Source organism: Neglectibacter sp. CSJ-5 (assembly GCF_032490475.1).
Lineage (GTDB): Bacteria > Bacillota > Clostridia > Oscillospirales > Acutalibacteraceae > Hominenteromicrobium > Hominenteromicrobium mulieris.
In genome coordinates this window covers 258,927-275,564 of record NZ_JAVYJC010000004.1, presented here as the reverse complement: position 1 = coordinate 275,564, position 16,638 = coordinate 258,927, and the positions used below count along the sequence as shown (strand labels likewise).

Annotated in this window: 14 protein-coding genes and 1 pseudogene; 5 read left to right on the top strand and 10 right to left on the bottom strand. The window is 53.4% G+C overall.

Features of this window, described 5'->3' with window-relative positions:
* Positions 1–36: 36 nt before the first annotated feature.
* Both R2K26_RS10175 and R2K26_RS10170 read left to right on the top strand, forming a co-directional pair.
* Positions 37–221, top strand: a pseudogene (locus R2K26_RS10175) (TnpV protein); the annotation flags it as partial.
* Between the two features lie 137 nt (positions 222–358).
* Positions 359–961 carry a Type 1 glutamine amidotransferase-like domain-containing protein gene (locus R2K26_RS10170; RefSeq protein ID WP_316520514.1) on the top strand — a complete coding sequence of 201 codons (603 nt, stop codon included), beginning with the start codon at positions 359–361 and terminating at the stop codon, positions 959–961.
* A gap of 348 nt (positions 962–1,309) precedes the next feature.
* On the opposite strand, the gene R2K26_RS10165 is transcribed toward R2K26_RS10170, so the two are convergent.
* Genes R2K26_RS10165 through R2K26_RS10145 form a run of 5 tightly spaced genes read right to left on the bottom strand, consistent with a single transcriptional unit; the run spans position 1,310 to position 4,819 of the window.
* Positions 1,310–1,840: a histidine phosphatase family protein gene (locus tag R2K26_RS10165; protein WP_316520511.1), complete on the bottom strand. Its 531-nt coding sequence runs from the start codon at positions 1,838–1,840 to the stop codon at positions 1,310–1,312.
* A 13-nt stretch (positions 1,841–1,853) separates the two neighbouring features.
* Positions 1,854–2,885, bottom strand: a complete 1,032-nt coding sequence (locus R2K26_RS10160; protein WP_316520508.1) for a 3-deoxy-7-phosphoheptulonate synthase — start codon at positions 2,883–2,885, stop codon at positions 1,854–1,856.
* 16 nt (positions 2,886–2,901) lie between these two features.
* A complete protein-coding gene (locus tag R2K26_RS10155; protein WP_316520505.1) occupies positions 2,902–3,348 on the bottom strand; it encodes a hypothetical protein in 447 nt (148 codons plus the stop codon).
* Positions 3,349–3,362: 14 nt separating this feature from the next.
* On the bottom strand, positions 3,363–4,085 hold the full coding sequence (gene ymfI, locus R2K26_RS10150) for an elongation factor P 5-aminopentanone reductase (RefSeq protein WP_316520503.1): 723 nt from the start codon (positions 4,083–4,085) through the stop codon (positions 3,363–3,365).
* A complete protein-coding gene (locus R2K26_RS10145; RefSeq protein WP_316520500.1) occupies positions 4,082–4,819 on the bottom strand; it encodes a 16S rRNA (uracil(1498)-N(3))-methyltransferase in 738 nt (245 codons plus the stop codon). The genes ymfI and R2K26_RS10145 overlap by 4 nt, the downstream gene beginning before the upstream one ends.
* A gap of 184 nt (positions 4,820–5,003) precedes the next feature.
* Between R2K26_RS10145 and lepA the strand changes: the two genes are divergently transcribed.
* The gene (gene lepA, locus R2K26_RS10140; protein ID WP_176819572.1) at positions 5,004–6,806 is read left to right on the top strand and encodes a translation elongation factor 4; all 1,803 of its coding nucleotides are present in this window, start codon (positions 5,004–5,006) and stop codon (positions 6,804–6,806) included.
* Positions 6,799–7,911: a radical SAM family heme chaperone HemW gene (hemW, locus tag R2K26_RS10135; protein WP_316520490.1), complete on the top strand. Its 1,113-nt coding sequence runs from the start codon at positions 6,799–6,801 to the stop codon at positions 7,909–7,911. The genes lepA and hemW overlap by 8 nt, the downstream gene beginning before the upstream one ends.
* Before the next feature lie 337 nt (positions 7,912–8,248).
* On the opposite strand, the gene R2K26_RS10130 is transcribed toward hemW, so the two are convergent.
* From R2K26_RS10130 to R2K26_RS10120, 3 genes are read right to left on the bottom strand one after another with little or no spacing between them, the layout of a single operon-like run.
* On the bottom strand, positions 8,249–11,707 hold the full coding sequence (locus R2K26_RS10130) for an FtsX-like permease family protein (RefSeq protein ID WP_316520488.1): 3,459 nt from the start codon (positions 11,705–11,707) through the stop codon (positions 8,249–8,251).
* Between the two features lie 22 nt (positions 11,708–11,729).
* Positions 11,730–12,434, bottom strand: coding sequence for an ABC transporter ATP-binding protein (locus tag R2K26_RS10125; protein WP_316520487.1), 705 nt, complete (start codon positions 12,432–12,434; stop codon positions 11,730–11,732).
* Positions 12,435–12,463: 29 nt separating this feature from the next.
* Positions 12,464–13,903: an MATE family efflux transporter gene (locus R2K26_RS10120; RefSeq protein ID WP_316520483.1), complete on the bottom strand. Its 1,440-nt coding sequence runs from the start codon at positions 13,901–13,903 to the stop codon at positions 12,464–12,466.
* A 138-nt stretch (positions 13,904–14,041) separates the two neighbouring features.
* On the opposite strand from R2K26_RS10120, the gene R2K26_RS10115 reads away from it, so the two are divergent.
* On the top strand, positions 14,042–14,635 hold the full coding sequence (locus tag R2K26_RS10115) for a TetR/AcrR family transcriptional regulator (RefSeq protein ID WP_316520477.1): 594 nt from the start codon (positions 14,042–14,044) through the stop codon (positions 14,633–14,635).
* On the opposite strand, the gene R2K26_RS10110 is transcribed toward R2K26_RS10115, so the two are convergent.
* Positions 14,628–15,458, bottom strand: a complete 831-nt coding sequence (locus tag R2K26_RS10110; protein ID WP_316520885.1) for a DNA glycosylase — start codon at positions 15,456–15,458, stop codon at positions 14,628–14,630. The genes R2K26_RS10115 and R2K26_RS10110 overlap by 8 nt on opposite strands.
* Positions 15,458–16,168, bottom strand: a complete 711-nt coding sequence (locus R2K26_RS10105) for a DUF6062 family protein (RefSeq protein WP_176819566.1) — start codon at positions 16,166–16,168, stop codon at positions 15,458–15,460. The genes R2K26_RS10110 and R2K26_RS10105 overlap by 1 nt, the downstream gene beginning before the upstream one ends.
* Positions 16,169–16,638 lie beyond the last annotated feature (470 nt).

Here is a 16,638-nt window from a genome sequence, read left to right as displayed (position 1 = left end):
CAAAAAGCATCTCGGCATAGCTGGGTGTACGTAAGACAGTATTGCACTAAGATTGACGAAGCGGCACGAAACCGCATGGAGCTGATCGTGCCGGAGCTGGCGAAGCGAAACGGCGTGACCGAGAAACTGAAAGCCGACACCAAATGGAATGGGTACGGCAGATGAACGCTTGCAAGGCACAGGCAGAGGAAATTGTGAAAATCGAATTGATTTACGATTGAGTGAGGAAGTCCGGGCAGAAAACTGTTCGGACTTTTCTCATATATTCCAAAGTTGCGGTAGAACTGTTCACAAGTTTATGGTATAATTTGAATACGAAAAGCGAGCAATAAATCGTGATTTATAAAGGAGAATATTGATGAAACTATTTTTATGTTCGCACTTCTCAAGTGTAGGAAGTCTGATAAAGGAAGAAATTGAAAGTAAGAAAGTCGCATTTATTCCAACAGCTTCACTGCGTGAAGGCTACACCGGTTATGTTGGCTCGGCTCGAAAATTATTCAAAAAGTTGGGAGCAATCGTAACTGAAATTGATATTTCAACGGAGGCTTATTCAACGATACAGTCTGTTTTTGAAGATGCGGATGTGATATATTTTACCGGCGGAAATTCTTTTTTCCTTATAGACCAGCTCCGTAAAACGGGAACGGATGAGCTGTTGAAAAAAGAATTGGCAAAGGGAAAACTGATGATTGGTGAATCGGCAGGTGCGATTATATGCGCTCCAAGCATCCAATATATCGAGCAAATGGATGAAAAGCCGGAGGACTACTCACAAGAAGATGATGCAGGGCTTGATTTGATTGATTTCTATGTTCTTCCGCATTATCTTACAGCACCATTTAAGAAAGTTACCGAGAAAATAATGACTGAATTTTCGGATTTGAATCTATGCCCTATTAACAACCATCAGGGAATTGTAATTGATGGTGAAGGTTCAAAGGTTATTTGCAAAGACTAATTTGAAAATTCAAGTTTGTCGAACTGATAAAATCCCTTTAGGAACTAAAGGGCGCACTTCTATACTCTCTATCGAGAGTAGTGCGTCCTGCGGAGCTTCATTCCCGGTCAGCAGAAGAAAACTGCACGACCGAGAATGTTTCGTCACTTCGTTCCGTCAAGGTGGCTACACCCCCTTGCGCCGCTAAAGCGGCTATCCCCTGTGGACTTGCCGTCTGCAAACGGTTTTGACAAACCGTTTGCCGCCAGCAAGTTGGAAGATTAGACATAAACAAATCCTCCGCATGGTCTAAGCCATACGGAGGATTAACTGTTTTACGGACACCCGTCTATAGCCGAGATGCTCTTTTTACAGATCAAACTCCATGATGCCGCAGTTTGGAAGCTTGAAGGCGGCGTAGTCGGTGTTTTTGACATCTAAGAAGTAGGTGCGGATCATGCGGCAGATGCCGCCGTGGCAGACGAGGAGCGTGGTGGGGCCGTTTTCGGCTTTCAGCTTGTTTAAAAACGGGTAGAGCCGACCGGCTAAGTCCAGCATGGATTCGCCGCCGGGGTAACGTACGGCGAACTCGCGCTTATTTGCGTTGAACGCTTCGCCGTCCCAGTCGGTATTTTCGTAGATGCCGTAGTTTTGCTCGATGAGCCGCTGTTCGGTCTCGATGGTATCTATGCCGATCTCGTCTGCGATGAGCCTTGCGGTGTGTTGGGCGCGCAGAAGCGGGGAGGCGATGATGCGCTTGATGCCTTTATCTTGGAGGCTGCGCCCGGCTTCTTTTGCCTGCGCGATGCCTTTTTCGGTGAGGTCGATATTCGTGAGGCCGCAGACGCGGTGCGCAGCGTTCATGGGTGTTTCGCCGTGGCGTGTGACGTACAGTTTCATCTTACAACTCCCTTTACGCTTTTTCCGCGATGCTGTAAAGCAGCTTTTCGGTGTCTTCCCAGCCGAGGCAGGGGTCTGTGATGGATTTGCCGTGGATCATCTCCGGGCAAATCTTCTGCGCGCCCTCGAAGAGATAGCTTTCAATCATGACGCCCTTGACGAGCTTGTGTATGGCGGGGTCGTAAGAACGGCTGTGCAGCACCTCGCTGACGATGCGGATCTGCTCTTTGAACTTTTTGCCGGAATTCGAGTGGTTGACATCCACGACGCAGGCGGGATTTTCGAGCCCGCTTTTTTCGTAGAGGGAAGCGAGACGCTTTAAATCCTCGTAGTGATAGTTCGGGATAGTTGTGCCGTATTTATCAACGCCGCCGCGCAAAATAGCGTGGGCGAGCGGATTGCCGGTGGTGGTGACATCGCACCCGCGATAGATGAAGTTGTGCGCGCTTTGGGCGGCTTTGATGGAGTTCATCATGACGGAAAGATCGCCGGAGGTGGGGTTTTTCATGCCGGCGGGGATATCCATGGAACTTGCAGTCAGACGGTGCTGCTGGTTTTCGACCGAGCGCGCGCCGATGGCTTCGTAGGACAGAAGGTCATCCAAATAGCTGCGGTTTTCGGGGTACAGCATTTCATCCGCGCATGTGAGGCCGGTCTCCTCAATGGCGCGCATGTGCATTTTGCGGATGGCGATGATGCCGCCGAGCAGGTCAGGGGCTTTATCGGGGTCCGGCTGGTGCAGCATGCCCTTATAGCCCTCGCCCGTGGTGCGGGGCTTATTGGTGTAGATGCGTGGAATCAGAATGAGGCGGTCTTTCACCTGCTCGTTCACACGGGCAAGGCGGCGGGTGTATTCGCAGACGCTTTCTTCGTTATCCGCCGAGCAGGGGCCGACGATGACGAGAAATTTATCGGACTCTCCGCGGAACACGGCGGCAATCTCTTTATCGCGCGCGGCTTTGATTTTTTTGATGTGCTCCGGGACGGGAAATTCGGCTTTGAGGGCCGCCGGGTTCGGCAGCTCTTTGTTGAGGATCATGGACATAGGGGTGCTCCTTTGATTACTCGAGTTCTGTATTTTGCGCTAAATAGCGAGCGATGGCTTCGTCGCTGTACGAGAGCAGATGCCCGTAACGCACGGCGATTTGGCGGCGGTTTTCGCTCGTATAGTTGTTTTCGGCGATGAGGGCTTGCTTATCGTGTTGGATGCTTAAGATTTCTTTAAGGTCACGGTCTTCGCGGTAGAAAACGACGTTTTGCTTGCCGCGGTTCAACGAGACCGGGAAAAGGTCGGTGATGAGCGGTTCTTTTAAATAATACGCTTTGCAGCCGTACTTTCGGGCGATTTCTTCACACGCGGGGAGAAAATCTGCGCCGAGTGCGTTTTGAAGTTCGTCTTCTGTGAACGGGTGGCTGAGCGCGATGCGCTTTACGCCGGCACGGACAACCTCGCAGAATGCCTCGCACACGCCGAGTGCGAAGGAATAAGCATCGATTTGATTGGACATGGTAAATATTCTCCTTAACGCCAGCCGCCCGAAATGACGAGCGTTTCACCGGTGATGTACGGGCTTTCGGCTAAAAATCTGACGCCTGCGGCGACCTCTGCCGGAGTGCCTGCACGCCCGAGGGGAATCTCCTCGCACAGCGCTTTTTTCTCGTCTTCGGACAAATGGGCGTTCATTTTGGTATCGATATAGCCGGGTGCGACGGCATTGACGGTGATGTTCGACGGGGCGAGCTCCAAGGCCAGTGCGCGGGTGAGCCCGAGCATACCGGCCTTGGCGGCGGAATATGCGACTTCCATTGCCGCGCCGCTCACGCCCCAAATGGACGAGACATTGACGATAGCGCCGGATTTTTGGCGGATCATGGAGCGGGACGCGCATTGAGAGAGGTAAACGGCGGAGGACAGATTCGTGTCACACAAAGTTTTCCACTGTGCGGACGTCATGGTGTCGAAAAAATCGACGAGCGAGATGCCGGCGGCGTTGACGAGAACGTCAATATGCCCGAGTTTTTTTTCGGTGTCCGCCCATACGTGTTCACATGCGGCGGGGTCGGAAAGGTCGCCGCAGACGGGATAGGCTTCGATGCCGTTTGATTTGAAAGTTTCGGCAAGTTGATTTACATTTTCAATGTGCTTTGCGCCGTGGAGCGCGAGGGCGTAACCTGCGGCGGCGAATTCTTTTGCGATGGCAGCGCCGATCTCACCCGACGCGCCGGTGACTAATACTGTTTTCATTGCATATTCCCCGTGATGTACATTAAAACGGAAAGCGCCGCAAGCGGTGCGGTTTCTGTTCTTAAAATGCGTGGGCCGAGCGTGGCGGGTGTAGCGCCGTATTGTTTAGCGAGCTGTACTTCGGCAGCGTCAAAGCCGCCCTCCGGGCCGATGAAGACGGAAACTTCGGCCTCATCGGGGGAGACGAGCGTGCCGAGCGCTTCGCCTCCGCCTTCGTAGAATAAAATCTTTTTGCTGGGTGCGGTTTTGAGCGCGGACTCTAAATCGGTCATTTTACCGATTTCCGGGATGATGCCGCGGCCGCTCTGCTTTGCGGCTTCAAGCGCGATGCGCTGCAAACGCTCTTGTTTTTTTGAAACGGATTTTGCATCCGGCCGGGAAACGCTGCGGGAAGTCAAAACGGGCACAATCTTCGTGACGCCGAGCTCCACGGCTTTTTGCGTGATGAGCTCCAGTTTATCAGCCTTCGGCATACCGGGGTACAGCGTGACGCGCAGAGTGGGCTCGCTTCTGTTTTTAAACTTATCGGTAAGGCGCACCATGACGGTATCGCCCGTGATGCTTTCAATTTCGCCTGTATAGTCGGTGCCGGCACCGTCCGAAAGCGTGAGGGCGTCGCCCGTGTGCATGCGCAGGGAGCGGGCGATGTGGCGGCCGTCTTCACCGTCTATGACGGCAGAGCCTACGGACGCGGCTTCGTCAAACTGCACGGCGGATGTAAAAAATCTCGGCATATCGGTTCTCCTTATGAAACCACGTATACGCGTGGTTTTGTCTTTTCTATGATACCACGTTTAGGCAGAAAAGCGCAAGGTGTGAAGTACCTTAAAATGCGGACTTTTTCAAAAGCAGTCATTGCGTAAATGCCGTGAAAATGCTATACTTAACCATGTATACTTCTAAAGAGGAGAATCACGCTTGGAACAGAGTAAAATTCGCAATTTCAGCATCATTGCACATATTGACCACGGCAAAAGCACGCTTGCCGACCGCATTTTGGAGCAGACCGAGGCGGTCGCGAAGCGCGACATGGAAGACCAGATCCTCGACAACATGGATCTGGAGCGCGAGCGCGGCATCACCATCAAGGCGCATGCTGTGACGCTCGTCTATCGCGCGAACGACGGCGAGGCATATACGTTCAATCTTATCGATACCCCGGGCCACGTGGACTTTAACTACGAGGTTTCCCGCTCACTTGCGGCCTGTGAGGGCGCGGTACTGGTGGTGGACGCTTCTCAGGGCATTGAGGCGCAGACGCTTGCAAACACGTACCTTGCGGTGGACGCAGGCCTTGAGGTCGTACCGGTATTGAACAAGATCGATCTGATTTCCGCGGACCCGGACAAGGTTGCGGCGGAGATTGAGGACGTCATCGGTATTCCGGCAGAGGACGCGCCGCGCATCAGCGCGAAAACGGGCCTCAACATCAAAGCCGTTATGGAGAAAATCGTGACGGATATTCCCGCACCGCAGGGCGACCCGGACATGCCGCTGCGCGCACTGATTTTCGACTCCTACTATGACGCATACCGCGGCGTTATCGCGTATGTGCGTATTAAAGAGGGAACGGTGCACCCCGGCGACACCATCCGCATGATGGCGGTGGGCAGTGAGTTCACCGTGGTGGAGTGCGGCATTCTGCGCGCGACGTCTTTGGAGCCCGCAAAGAGCCTTTCCGCGGGCGAAGTCGGCTACATTACGGCATCGATCAAAAACGTGCGCGAGGCGCGCGTGGGCGACACCATTACGCTGGCGGACAGACCGGCGGCAGAGCCGCTGCCCGGATACCGCGCGGTGCAGCCGATGGTTTTCTGTGGCGTGTACCCGGCAGACGGTGCACACTATGCAGACCTTAGAGATGCGCTCGAAAAATTGCAGCTGAACGACGCGGCGCTGACGTTTGAGCCGGAGACCTCCGTGGCGCTCGGCTTCGGCTTCCGCTGCGGCTTTTTGGGACTGCTGCACATGGAGATCATTCAGGAGCGTCTGGAGAGAGAATATAACCTTGACCTCATCACAACCGCGCCGAGCGTTGTGTACCACATTACAAAGACGGACGGCACAAAACTTTCCATCGATAACCCGACGAATTACCCTGATCCCTCGCACATTGCGCTGGCGGAGGAGCCGATTGCGAACGCGCACATTTACTCCCCGACAGAATTTGTGGGTAACATCATGGAGCTTTGTCAGGACAGACGCGGTATTTTCAAGGATATGAAATACATTGACACCGACCGTGTGGATATTCACTATGAGCTGCCGCTCAATGAAATTATCTACGATTTCTTCGACGCGCTGAAATCCCGCACGCGCGGCTATGCGTCGTTTGACTATGAACTCATCGGCTACCGCAAGAGCGAGCTTGTGAAGCTGGATATTATGCTGAACGGCGAAGTGGTGGACGCGCTTTCGTTTATCATCCACGCGGAAAAGGCGTACCCGCGCGCTCGCAAGATGGTGGAAAAGCTGAAGGAGAAAATTCCGCGCCAGTTGTTTGAGGTGCCGGTGCAGGCGTGCATCGGCGGCAAGATCATCGCGCGTGAGACCGTTAAAGCGATGCGCAAGGACGTTTTGGCGAAGTGCTACGGCGGTGACATCACCCGTAAAAAGAAGCTGCTGGAAAAACAGAAGGAAGGCAAGAAGCGTATGCGCCAGCTGGGCACGGTAGAAGTACCGCAGGAGGCGTTTATGGCGGTTCTGAAGCTCGATGAATAAACCGTTTTCGCTGTATATCCACATTCCGTTTTGCAAAAGCAAGTGCCCGTATTGCGATTTCTACTCCGCGCGGCCGGAAGAAGACGACGTATTTGACCGCTATTTGGCGGCGCTGTGTGCGCGGCTTGCAGTGTACGGTGAAAAATACGGCGAACGGCTGCTGCATACGGTATATTTTGGCGGCGGTACGCCGAGTGTGTTCGGTGCGAAAAGACTGTGCCGCGTGCTCGAAAAAGTGAAAGAGCAGTTTAATGTTGCCGAAAACGCGGAAATCACGACGGAGTGCAACCCGGCGGATGTAGACGTTTCATTTTTTGAAACGCTGAAATGCGGCGGGTTCAACCGTATTTCAATGGGTATGCAGTCCGCAAAAGAGGCGGAATTGAAAATTCTCGGCCGCAGGCACACGGCGGAAACCGTGCGGGAAGCGGTGAAGGCGGCGAGAGAAGCGAGCATCGACAATGTTTCGGTCGATTTGATGCTTGGCCTGCCGAACTCGAGCTTGGAGACACTGAAAAGCTCGATCGATTTTTGCGCTGCACTCGAGGCCGACCATGTTTCCGCGTATATTTTAAAGATAGAGCCCGGTACGCCGTTTGCAAAGCAAGAGCTTAATCTGCCCGATGAGGACGGCACGGCAGACCAGTATTTGTTTGCCGTAAACGAGCTTAAAAAGCACGGGTACGCCCAGTATGAGATCAGCAATTTTGCGCGGCCGGGCAAAGAGAGCCGACACAATTTGCAGTATTGGCGGTGCGGGGAATATTTGGGACTCGGTCCCGCGGCGCACTCCTTTATGGAGGGCAGGCGGTTTTATTTCCCACGCGATTTAGAGGGCTTTTTAAACGGCAATGCGCCCGCAGACGACGGCGCGGGCGGCGGCTTTTCGGAATTTGCGATGCTGTCGCTTCGGCTGACCGAGGGGCTGCAAAGAAAGATTTGCGAGACACGATTTGAAAACGGCGGTGCGCTGTTTGACGGGGTTCTGGAAGGTTGTAAGCGCTTGCCGAAAAATCTGATACATGCAAATTACGAGCGAATCTCGCTGACCGCGGAGGGCTTTTTGGTCTCCAACGCGATTTTGGCGGAAATTTTGCCGGGATAAAGAAAATTCTCCTTTGGCTGTGGAGCCGAGGGAGAATTTTTTCTATGCTTATTTACTTTTCTTTTCCCTGAAAATCAAGCGAAAAATCAGGCGGACGAGCGGGCCACAGTAAAACATTTGCCACAGCACGGCGCACGGGAAGTTCATGCCTCATGTCTGAATAAACGTGCCGAAGGTGTGGGTGTTTTTAAAAAGCATGGTCGCAATCAGGCTCATGAAGCAGCACAGGTCGTCCGTGGCGGTTTTGAATTCCGGCGAAACGCGACCAACTTTATTTATCGTTTGGATTATGGCACAACAAAAGCTCTGCGGCAACGGGGTGCGGCAGAGCTTTTGTTTATTCAATCGATTTTAAGGATTCTGCCATGTCTATTTTGGCGATTTTCTTGCGCATGACGAGGTCGGTGATAACCGTGAACAGCACGACCATGACAACGGTCAAAAGGAAGCTGACGGGTGCGATGACAGTTTTGAAAGAGACCATATCGACGCGGATCTGCATGAGCACAAATGTGTGCAGCAGAACGCCGAGCGGCAGGCCGACGACGATGCCCATCATGGACAAAATGATATTTTCACGGAACACATACGCGCCGGTTTCCCCGGAATGGAAGCCGAGCACCTTGATGGTGGCAATTTCCCTGACGCGTTCGGTCAGATTGATGTTGCCGAGGTTAAACAGGACGATAAACGCGAGTGCGCCGGCGGAAATGAGCACGAGCGCGACGACATAGTTTAGGCTCTGCATCATTTGGTCGATCATATTGCGCGTATCGGTGACGACGGAAACGGAGGATACGCCGTCCGTTTTGGAGAGTGCGGCGGAAAGTGCATATTCGTCTGCGCTGTCGTTTACGCGCAGCAGGAGCGTTTTCGGCTCGTAGCCCTTATCGGCGACCATGGCGTACGTTTCGCCCGTCATGTAGAGGTAATTTTGCACGTAGTTTTCAACTAAACCCGCGACCTTGAGCTCGGCTTTTTCCGTATCCGAAACGGAGACGGTGACGGTATCGCCGGTTTTGATATCGGTGAGTTCGGCGAGTTTTTCGGTGAGCAGCACTTCGCCTTTGCCGGGGTAGGGTACGGTCTCGCCGTCGATATGCAGATCGAAAATGTCGGTAATGGCGGGGTCGTCGGACGCGACGATGTAAGCGGATTTTGTGATGCTGTCGCCTGTGACGTCACCGGAGGTCATCTGCACGGCGGTGGCGGCGTCAAGTTCCGATTTGTGGTCGCTTTCGACTTCGTTGATTTTATCTTCGGTCAGCGTATCGGAGAATTGGGCGCTGACATCGTACTTTTGAATATCATCAAACTGGAAGTTTGCGATGTTCGCGACGGAATCATGGATACCGAAGCCGGTGAGCACCAGCGCGGTGCAGCCCGCAATGCCGAGAATCATCATAATCATGCGCTTTTTAAAGCGGAAAATGTTGCGCAGGGAGACCTTGTGCAGGAATTTCAGGCGCTTCCACAGCGGCGTGATGCGCTCGAGGAAAATGCGTTTGCCGGCGGCCGGGGTCTTCGGGCGGATGAGGTTTGCGGGCATGTTCTGCATCTCGATGCGCAGGGCTAAATATGTGGTGCCCGCCGAGCATAAAAGCGACGCCACAAGCGCGATGACAAACAGCACGGGGTCATACAGTATGACGAAACCCGGAATGCGATACAGCATGCCGTAGGCCGTCCAGATGACGAACGGGAAAACATAGCCGCCCGCAAAATAGCCGATGACACAGCCGAGTGCGGCGGCGCTTCCGGAATAGAGCAGGTATTTTGCGAGGATGGAGCCGCGGCTGTATCCGAGTGCGCGGAGCGTGCCGATCTGTGTGCGTTCGTCGTCGATCATACGGGTCATGGTGGTGGAGCAGACGAGCGCCGCGATGAGAAAGAAGAAAATGGGGAAGATCCCCGAGAGCTTTTCAACGATGGTGGAGTCGCTTTCAAACGAGACGTAGCCGGCGTTTGTGTCGCGCGTTAAAACGTAGAGCTCCGGCTTCTTTAAATCGGCGAGCTCTTGTTTGGCGTCGGCGATTTTCTGTTCGGCGTCGGAGATTTGCTCGTCAAATTCCTTTTTGCCGTCCTCGTAGTCTTTAAGGCCGTCTTCGTATTCGGCTTTGCCGTCGGCGAGCTCTTTTACGCCGTCGTTGTACGAAGCGAGGCCCTCGTTGTACTCTTTGATGCTGTTTTGAAACGTGATGAGCGAGTTATACGCTTCGTCAAGCTTTGCGGTTTGCGTTTTTCTCTGATATTCAAGTTGTGCTATGCCGTCGGTGTAATCGTTTTGGCCGATATCGAGCAGCGTGCGCATTTGCGAGAGAGCGGTTTCGGCTTCATCGAGCTGCTTGCCGGTCTCTGTGAGCTGTGCTTCCTGCGCGGTGAGGGCGGCATCCTGTTCGTTTAATACGGCTTCGGCATCGTCGAGCTGCGTCTGATTTTGATTTAAAGCGGCGCGCTGCATATCGAGCGCCGTTTGCTGCGCTTCGGCTTCTGCCGGGTCGAGCATATCTTTTACGGCATCAAGCTGCGCCTGCGCTTCGTCGAGTGCGGCAAAGCCCGCCGTGAGCTGCGCTTTTTTCTCGTTTAAGTCGGCGCGTGCGGCATCAATTTGTGTGCGGGCGTCCTTTGCGGCGGCAAGACCCGCTTCATACTGCTCTTTGCCGGACGTGAATTCGGCATATTTTTCAGTGTAGAGCTTTTCGTTTTCCTGCAGCTGCGTGTAACCGGCGTCGATCTGCGCCTGGCTCTCCGCAAGGGCATCCTCTAATTGCTGCTTGCCGCTGTAATATGCGTCAAAGCCGCTTTGCAGGGCGCTTTCCCACGAAGAGAAGCCGGGCTGAATCTGCTCTGCGCCTGCATCCAACTGTGCTTTGGCATCGTCCAATTGCTTTTTCGCGTCGGCAAGCTCCGCTTCGCCGGAGGTGATGGTCTCTTTTGCATCGTCAAGCTGTGTTTTGGCGTCGGCAAGCTCTGTTTCGGCTTCGGCTTTTTTGTCGTTCAGTTCGTTCTCGGCGTCTGAAATTTCGGCTTTGCCGTCGGACGTGAGACGATCAAAACGCGCGTTGACGGAAGTGGTGGCGGCGGCTTCGACAGTATCGGAGAACGTATCGATGTAATCGTCGTAATCGTCGCTGTATAGCGGGAATTCATCGGTGCAGGTAACGTATAATTCTGTGTAATACTCGAAATCGAAGCCGTCTTCCGGGATGAGAACGAAGCCCTGCAGTGTGCCGTCGCCAAGCGACGTGGTGCCGCGCAGCGTGTGGATGTACAGCGGAGAATCTGCAAGGCCGACCACGGTGTAGGTGCTGTATTTGAAGTTTTTCTTCGTATCTTCGTCGTTGGAGTCGGAAATTTCGATCGTTTGTCCAATCATGCCTTCCGAAAAGCGACTGGAATCTATAAGGCACTCACTGCCGTTTTCAGGCATACGTCCGGCAGTGAGCACAGGCTCGTTGATGTTATCTGTCAGCATATGTGCACGGTAAACGCGCTCTTTGTTGTCGTGCTGCCAGATGAAATCGGCATTCACACTGCCTGCGGCGGCAACCACACCGTCGGCTTTCTGCACGGCGGCAACGTCGTCCGCATCAAAGCCGATGGTGGAGATGAGGCGAAGATCGTAGAGTTTCGTATTTTTCACATAGGCGGTCTCGGTGGCGGACATGATGGGACGGGTATCTCGCAGACCCGTGAGAAACGCCACACCCAGCATAATGATGAGCAGGATAGCGATATACCGCCCAAGGCTGCCCGAAATGCTGCGCCGCGTGTTTTTTCTGAGTGCTTTTGTCATGCGTTTTCCGGCTCCCTTCGCGTTACCATTCAATCTGTTCCACGGGCGTGATGTGCTCGTTCATGCGAACGGAGTAAATGTGGCCGCTTTTTACGCGGATGATGCGGTCTGCCATGGCGGCAAGCGCCGCATTGTGCGTGATGATGACGACGGTCATGCCGTCGCGGCGGCAGGTATCCTGCAAAAGCTTTAAAATAGATTTGCCGATCTCGTAATCGAGTGCGCCGGTGGGCTCGTCGCACAGAAGGAGCTTCGGCTTTTTGGCGAGTGCGCGGGCAATGGAAACACGCTGCTGTTCGCCGCCCGAGAGCTGTGCGGGAAAGTTCTGCATGCGGTCATGGAGACCGACGGCGCGGAGCACGTCTTCGGCGGGGATGGCGTCGGTGCACAGCTGTGCCGCAATTTCCACGTTTTCGAGCGCCGTTAAATTCGGGATAAGGTTATAAAACTGGAAGACAAAGCCGATGTCATAGCGGCGGTAGTTTTCAAGCTGGGTGCGGTTAAAGTGGCTGATGTCGCGTCCGTCCATGCGGACGGTGCCTTTAGACAGCGTATCCATGCCGCCGAGGATGTTTAAAAGCGTCGTTTTTCCCGCGCCGGATTCACCGACGATGACGCAGAATTCGCCCTTTTGAATTTCAAAGCTTGCATCGGTTAAGGCGTGCACCTCTACGTCGCCGGTTTTATAAATTTTCGATACATTTTCAAACTCCACAAATGCGCCCATCGTACCGTCTCCTTATACTGCACTGGTTTCTATATTAAAGTATAACAGAAGCGAGGGAAAAAGTCATGGACAGAATATGAAAATTCACTTGATTTATAGAAGGTATTTTTGGCTTTTGCGGGCGAATGCGGCTTTGCGGAGACGAGATCTTTCTTTATGGCGCGGTAAAGGAGTAAGATGGCTAAAAGTGTGGAGAAAATATCGGCGGCGGGTGCGGCGTAAAACACGCCGAAAAGACCGAACAGACCATGGAGCGAAAGCAGAAGCGGTACATAAACGGCACCCTGCCGCAGAACGGAAAGCGCGGAAGCCTGCGTCGCTTTGCCGACGGACTGGAGGTAATTGACCGCAAGATAATACACACCGATAAGCGGCATGCCGAGGAGACCGAGCGCCGTGATGTGCGCGGCGGAAGCGACGAGAGCTTCGTCCTTTAAGAATAGGCCGCAGATAGGAAAGCGGAAAATGAAGCAGACAATGCTTAACACGATGCCGAGAGAGACCGCCAAAATGCTGCTTTTGCGGAAGGTCTCGCGCAGGCGGGCAGTGTTGCCCGCGCCGTACAGATATGCGAACATGGGTTGCACGCCGAGGGCAATGGCCATGACGACCATGGCGACGATCATGCCCGCTTTGCCGCCCGCGCCCATTTCGGCGACAGTATCGGCCCCATAGGCGATGACAATGCGGTTTGTGATCGTGTTGACGGCACTCATCAAAAGGTTGCTGACGGAGCCGGGGATGCCGAGCGTAAAAATTTCACGGAAGACATGCGGCATGTGGAATGCTTTGCGCATGTTGAGCGTCAAGATGGTATCGCGACGGCGGAGATAGAAAAGCAGGCCGCAGGCGGTGAAAATATTGCCAAAGACGGTCGCAATGGCCGCGCCCTGTACGCCGAGGTTCAGACCGGAGATGAAAAGCGGGTCAAGTATAATATTGGCGACAGTGCCGAGCATGTTGAGCAGGACGGCGGTCTGTACGGCACCCTCTGCACGGACGAGGTTTGCAAAGACATTGGAAAACACGATGACGGGCGTGCCAAGGGCTAAAATTTGCAGGTATTGTGCGGTGTAGTCCCACGTGGCGGCATCGGCGCCGAAAAAGTGCAGGAAGGCGTTTGGGAAAAGCAGCGCCGCGCCGCCGAGCAAAATGCCGCCCACAAGGCTCAAAAGTACGCATGCTGCGCCGGCTGCTTTGGCTTTTTCTGTGTTTTTTGCGCCGAGTGCGGCGGAGATGACCGTGCAGCCGCCTCCGCCGATCCACGTGCTGAGCGTCATCTGCAATAAAAAGAACGGCGACGCGAGCGAAACGGCGGCGACCTGTGCCGCGATGCCGGTTTGCCCGACGAACACCATATCGGCCATGTTGTAGACGGTCATGACGAGCATAACGACAACGGTGGGCAGGCACATCTTGAAAATGGATTTCCACACGGGTGCGCGTTCAAAAAGTTCTTCGGTTTTCACGAGAATTTCCCCCTTGATTTTATGTTTGCAATGCGCTACTATAAAGTCAACACCTGTTCTGTTAATATAAGCATAACACGTGGAGATTTGGAAAACAACCGCTAAAACACGATGAGTGTTGTGTTAATGGAGGGCAAAATGAACACAAAGAAAAACGAACGCTTTGCGGAGACCGACCGGCGCATCCGCAAGGCGTTTACGAAAATGGTGCTCAATAAAAAAACAAATCAAATTTCCGTGCGGGAAATTTGTGAGGCGACGGGCATCAACCGCTCATCGTTTTACCTGCACTATGCGGACATACCCGCGCTGATAACAGCGATCGTAGAGGAGAAATGGACGGAGTCCGTAGAGCGGATACACGAAGAGATGCACGGCGACCCGAATATCTTCTCCGAAGCATATGTGGCGGCGACGCTGCGCGAGGCAAAGCGCGACAGGGCGTTTTACCGGGCGTATTTTGAGAAATTCGGCACGGCAGAACTGGAAAAAGGCTATCAGACGCTGTTTGAAAACGTCTTCAAGCCTTTTTTTCGGCGGCTCGGCATCGAGAGCGAGCACTGCATGGAATATCATTTTGAATTTGTGAAAGCGGGGTACTTTGCCGTGACGCGCAAATGGCTTTTGTACGGCTGCCCGGAAACGCCGGAAGAAATGGCGAAGATCATAAAAAGAAGTATGGCGGCGATACCCGATGACCTGCCGCCGGTCCCGGACGAATTATTTATTTGAAAAGCTCGGGGTGCATGCGCACATAGTGGAATAAGTACTGCTGCGCGATGCCGGCGTTTTCACCGAAATCTGCGGGGGAAAGCCTCGGCAAAAGCAATACGGCGCGCTTCATCCACACGTCCATCGGGAAGCACTCCGTGCGGTGCAGACCGTAGAGCAAAGCGCAGTCCGCGACTTTTGGGCCGACGCCTGAAATCGTCTGCAATTTCGCTTTGGCATCGGGAAGCGGCATTTTGCGCACAGCTTCCAAATCGATTTCGCCGGAAGCGATGCGCTTTGCGGCATCGATGAGATATTTCGCGCGAAAGCCCGCGCGCAGCGGAGCGAGGTCTTCCGGCGTGCAGGAGGCCAATTTTTTCGGTGTCGGGAATGCGTAGCGGGTCTCGTTATGATAAAGAAACGGCTCGCCGAAATGCAGACACAAGCGCTCTATAATGCCCTTGATGCGCGGAATGTTGTTGTTCTGCGAGATGATGAACGAGCACAACGCCTCAAACGGCTCTTGCTTTAAAATGCGGATGCCGCCCGCGAATTCGGCGGCTTCTTTCAGCGCGGGGTGCAGAGCGGAAAGCACTTCGCGGGACTTTTTGTAATCTGTGTTAAAATCGAAATAATCAAACCAAATGTCACGAAATTCCTGCTCGGTGCAGTCTAAAACGAGGTCGTTATTTTCATCTTGATAGACGGTCAGCCCGCGGGAAAATGCCACACCGCACCATGCGGGAATGTTGTTTTCGAGCGTGACGGGATAAAAGCGGAACGACTGCCCGCAGTCGAGCGTTTGGGCGAGGTTTAAAACGCCATCGGGCGGGGTGAAGCGCATCAACGGTTTTTGCCTTCCGTTTTGGTGGTGACGGTGGGCTCTCGGCTCGTCAGATACGTGATGGCGCGCTCAATGGCATCGCGGGAATTGCCCCAGTCGCCGCCCGCATTGCGGTAATCGAACATGCGGCAGAAATGGGTGGTATCGGCCTTGACGGTATCGAGATAGTTTTTCGCAAGGCGCTTAGTTTCTGCCGCAAACGGCTGAAAGTTTTTACGCGGCATTTTCTGCGCAGCAGCCAAAATGAAGCTGTAATGCGGCAGGCAGATGTGCGTCTGCTCGCTGTACAGTGTGCGGAACTCCGGCTCACTCTGCCAGAGCTTGATAACCGTGGCGCTGAGGTGCTGCATGTTTTTCTCAACGTTTTCGCAGACAAAGCAGCTGTGCGCACGGCGATCTGCGGCGGCGAGAATTTTTTTCGGCGCGAGCTTGTCGTCCTCGGGCAGGATATCTTTGCCGGCTTCGTCTAAGAGACTTTCGAGAATAAGGGCGACGGACAGGCGGCTGCCGCGCTGTAAGATCTGCTCAAAATGTTGGTGGCAGAAGCCGAGACGGTTCGTTTCCACGCGCACGTCGGGTTCCATCATAGCCGCGCCGGTAATGTAGGTGGCCATGCGGTCCTCGAGCATGTCGCGCATGCGGCAGAACGGGCAGCCGTCCTTCGGCTCGAAAATTTCACTGATCGGTATAGAGCAAATGTCTTCACGCATTTTGGGTTCCTCTTTTCTGAATAGTTGTATACAGTGCATGTTTATCCGAAAAATGTCTTTTGTTTTAATTGCCGTGGCTTACGGTTTGTGCGGCCCCGCTTTTTTGTGGGACACGTCTAAAAAGTGCGCGGCTTTCCGGTGTCTTTCTGCTCGCTATTTTCATTTTACACGATTTTAGGTGAAAAAACAACTGTGTAAAGCCTGCCGCCTTGCTTTTTTTCACAAAATGTGCTTAAACGGAAAATCTCGCCGCTTAGGATTTCGCCTAAATCGTTCTAATTTGGAATTAAAACGCTGTTTTTCGCAAAAACACCATATATAGGGACATTTTTTCGGGCAAACACAAGGCTTTTCACGCAAATTTTACACACGGTTTATCGTGAGTGTTCTGTGAAAAAACGGTAAAAAGCGGCATTTTCGACGGAATAGTTTACATAATATTTTACATTGTGAAAAGCTGTGGAAAGTAA

Excerpts from the sequence above, each read along its gene's own strand:
- ymfI (WP_316520503.1), bottom strand. The coding sequence starts at position 4,085 with ATGAAAACAGTATTAGTCACCGGCGCGTCGGGTGAGATCGGCGCTGCC.
- hemW (WP_316520490.1), top strand. The coding sequence starts at position 6,799 with ATGAATAAACCGTTTTCGCTGTATATCCACATTCCGTTTTGCAAAAGC.
- R2K26_RS10155 (WP_316520505.1), bottom strand. The coding sequence starts at position 3,348 with ATGTCCAATCAAATCGATGCTTATTCCTTCGCACTCGGCGTGTGCGAG.
- R2K26_RS10165 (WP_316520511.1), bottom strand. The coding sequence starts at position 1,840 with ATGAAACTGTACGTCACACGCCACGGCGAAACACCCATGAACGCTGCG.
- R2K26_RS10130 (WP_316520488.1), bottom strand. The coding sequence starts at position 11,707 with ATGACAAAAGCACTCAGAAAAAACACGCGGCGCAGCATTTCGGGCAGC.
- R2K26_RS10125 (WP_316520487.1), bottom strand. The coding sequence starts at position 12,434 with ATGGGCGCATTTGTGGAGTTTGAAAATGTATCGAAAATTTATAAAACC.
- R2K26_RS10145 (WP_316520500.1), bottom strand. The coding sequence starts at position 4,819 with ATGCCGAGATTTTTTACATCCGCCGTGCAGTTTGACGAAGCCGCGTCC.
- R2K26_RS10110 (WP_316520885.1), bottom strand. The coding sequence starts at position 15,458 with ATGCGCTTCACCCCGCCCGATGGCGTTTTAAACCTCGCCCAAACGCTC.
- R2K26_RS10105 (WP_176819566.1), bottom strand. The coding sequence starts at position 16,168 with ATGCGTGAAGACATTTGCTCTATACCGATCAGTGAAATTTTCGAGCCG.
- R2K26_RS10115 (WP_316520477.1), top strand. The coding sequence starts at position 14,042 with ATGAACACAAAGAAAAACGAACGCTTTGCGGAGACCGACCGGCGCATC.
- R2K26_RS10160 (WP_316520508.1), bottom strand. The coding sequence starts at position 2,885 with ATGTCCATGATCCTCAACAAAGAGCTGCCGAACCCGGCGGCCCTCAAA.
- R2K26_RS10170 (WP_316520514.1), top strand. The coding sequence starts at position 359 with ATGAAACTATTTTTATGTTCGCACTTCTCAAGTGTAGGAAGTCTGATA.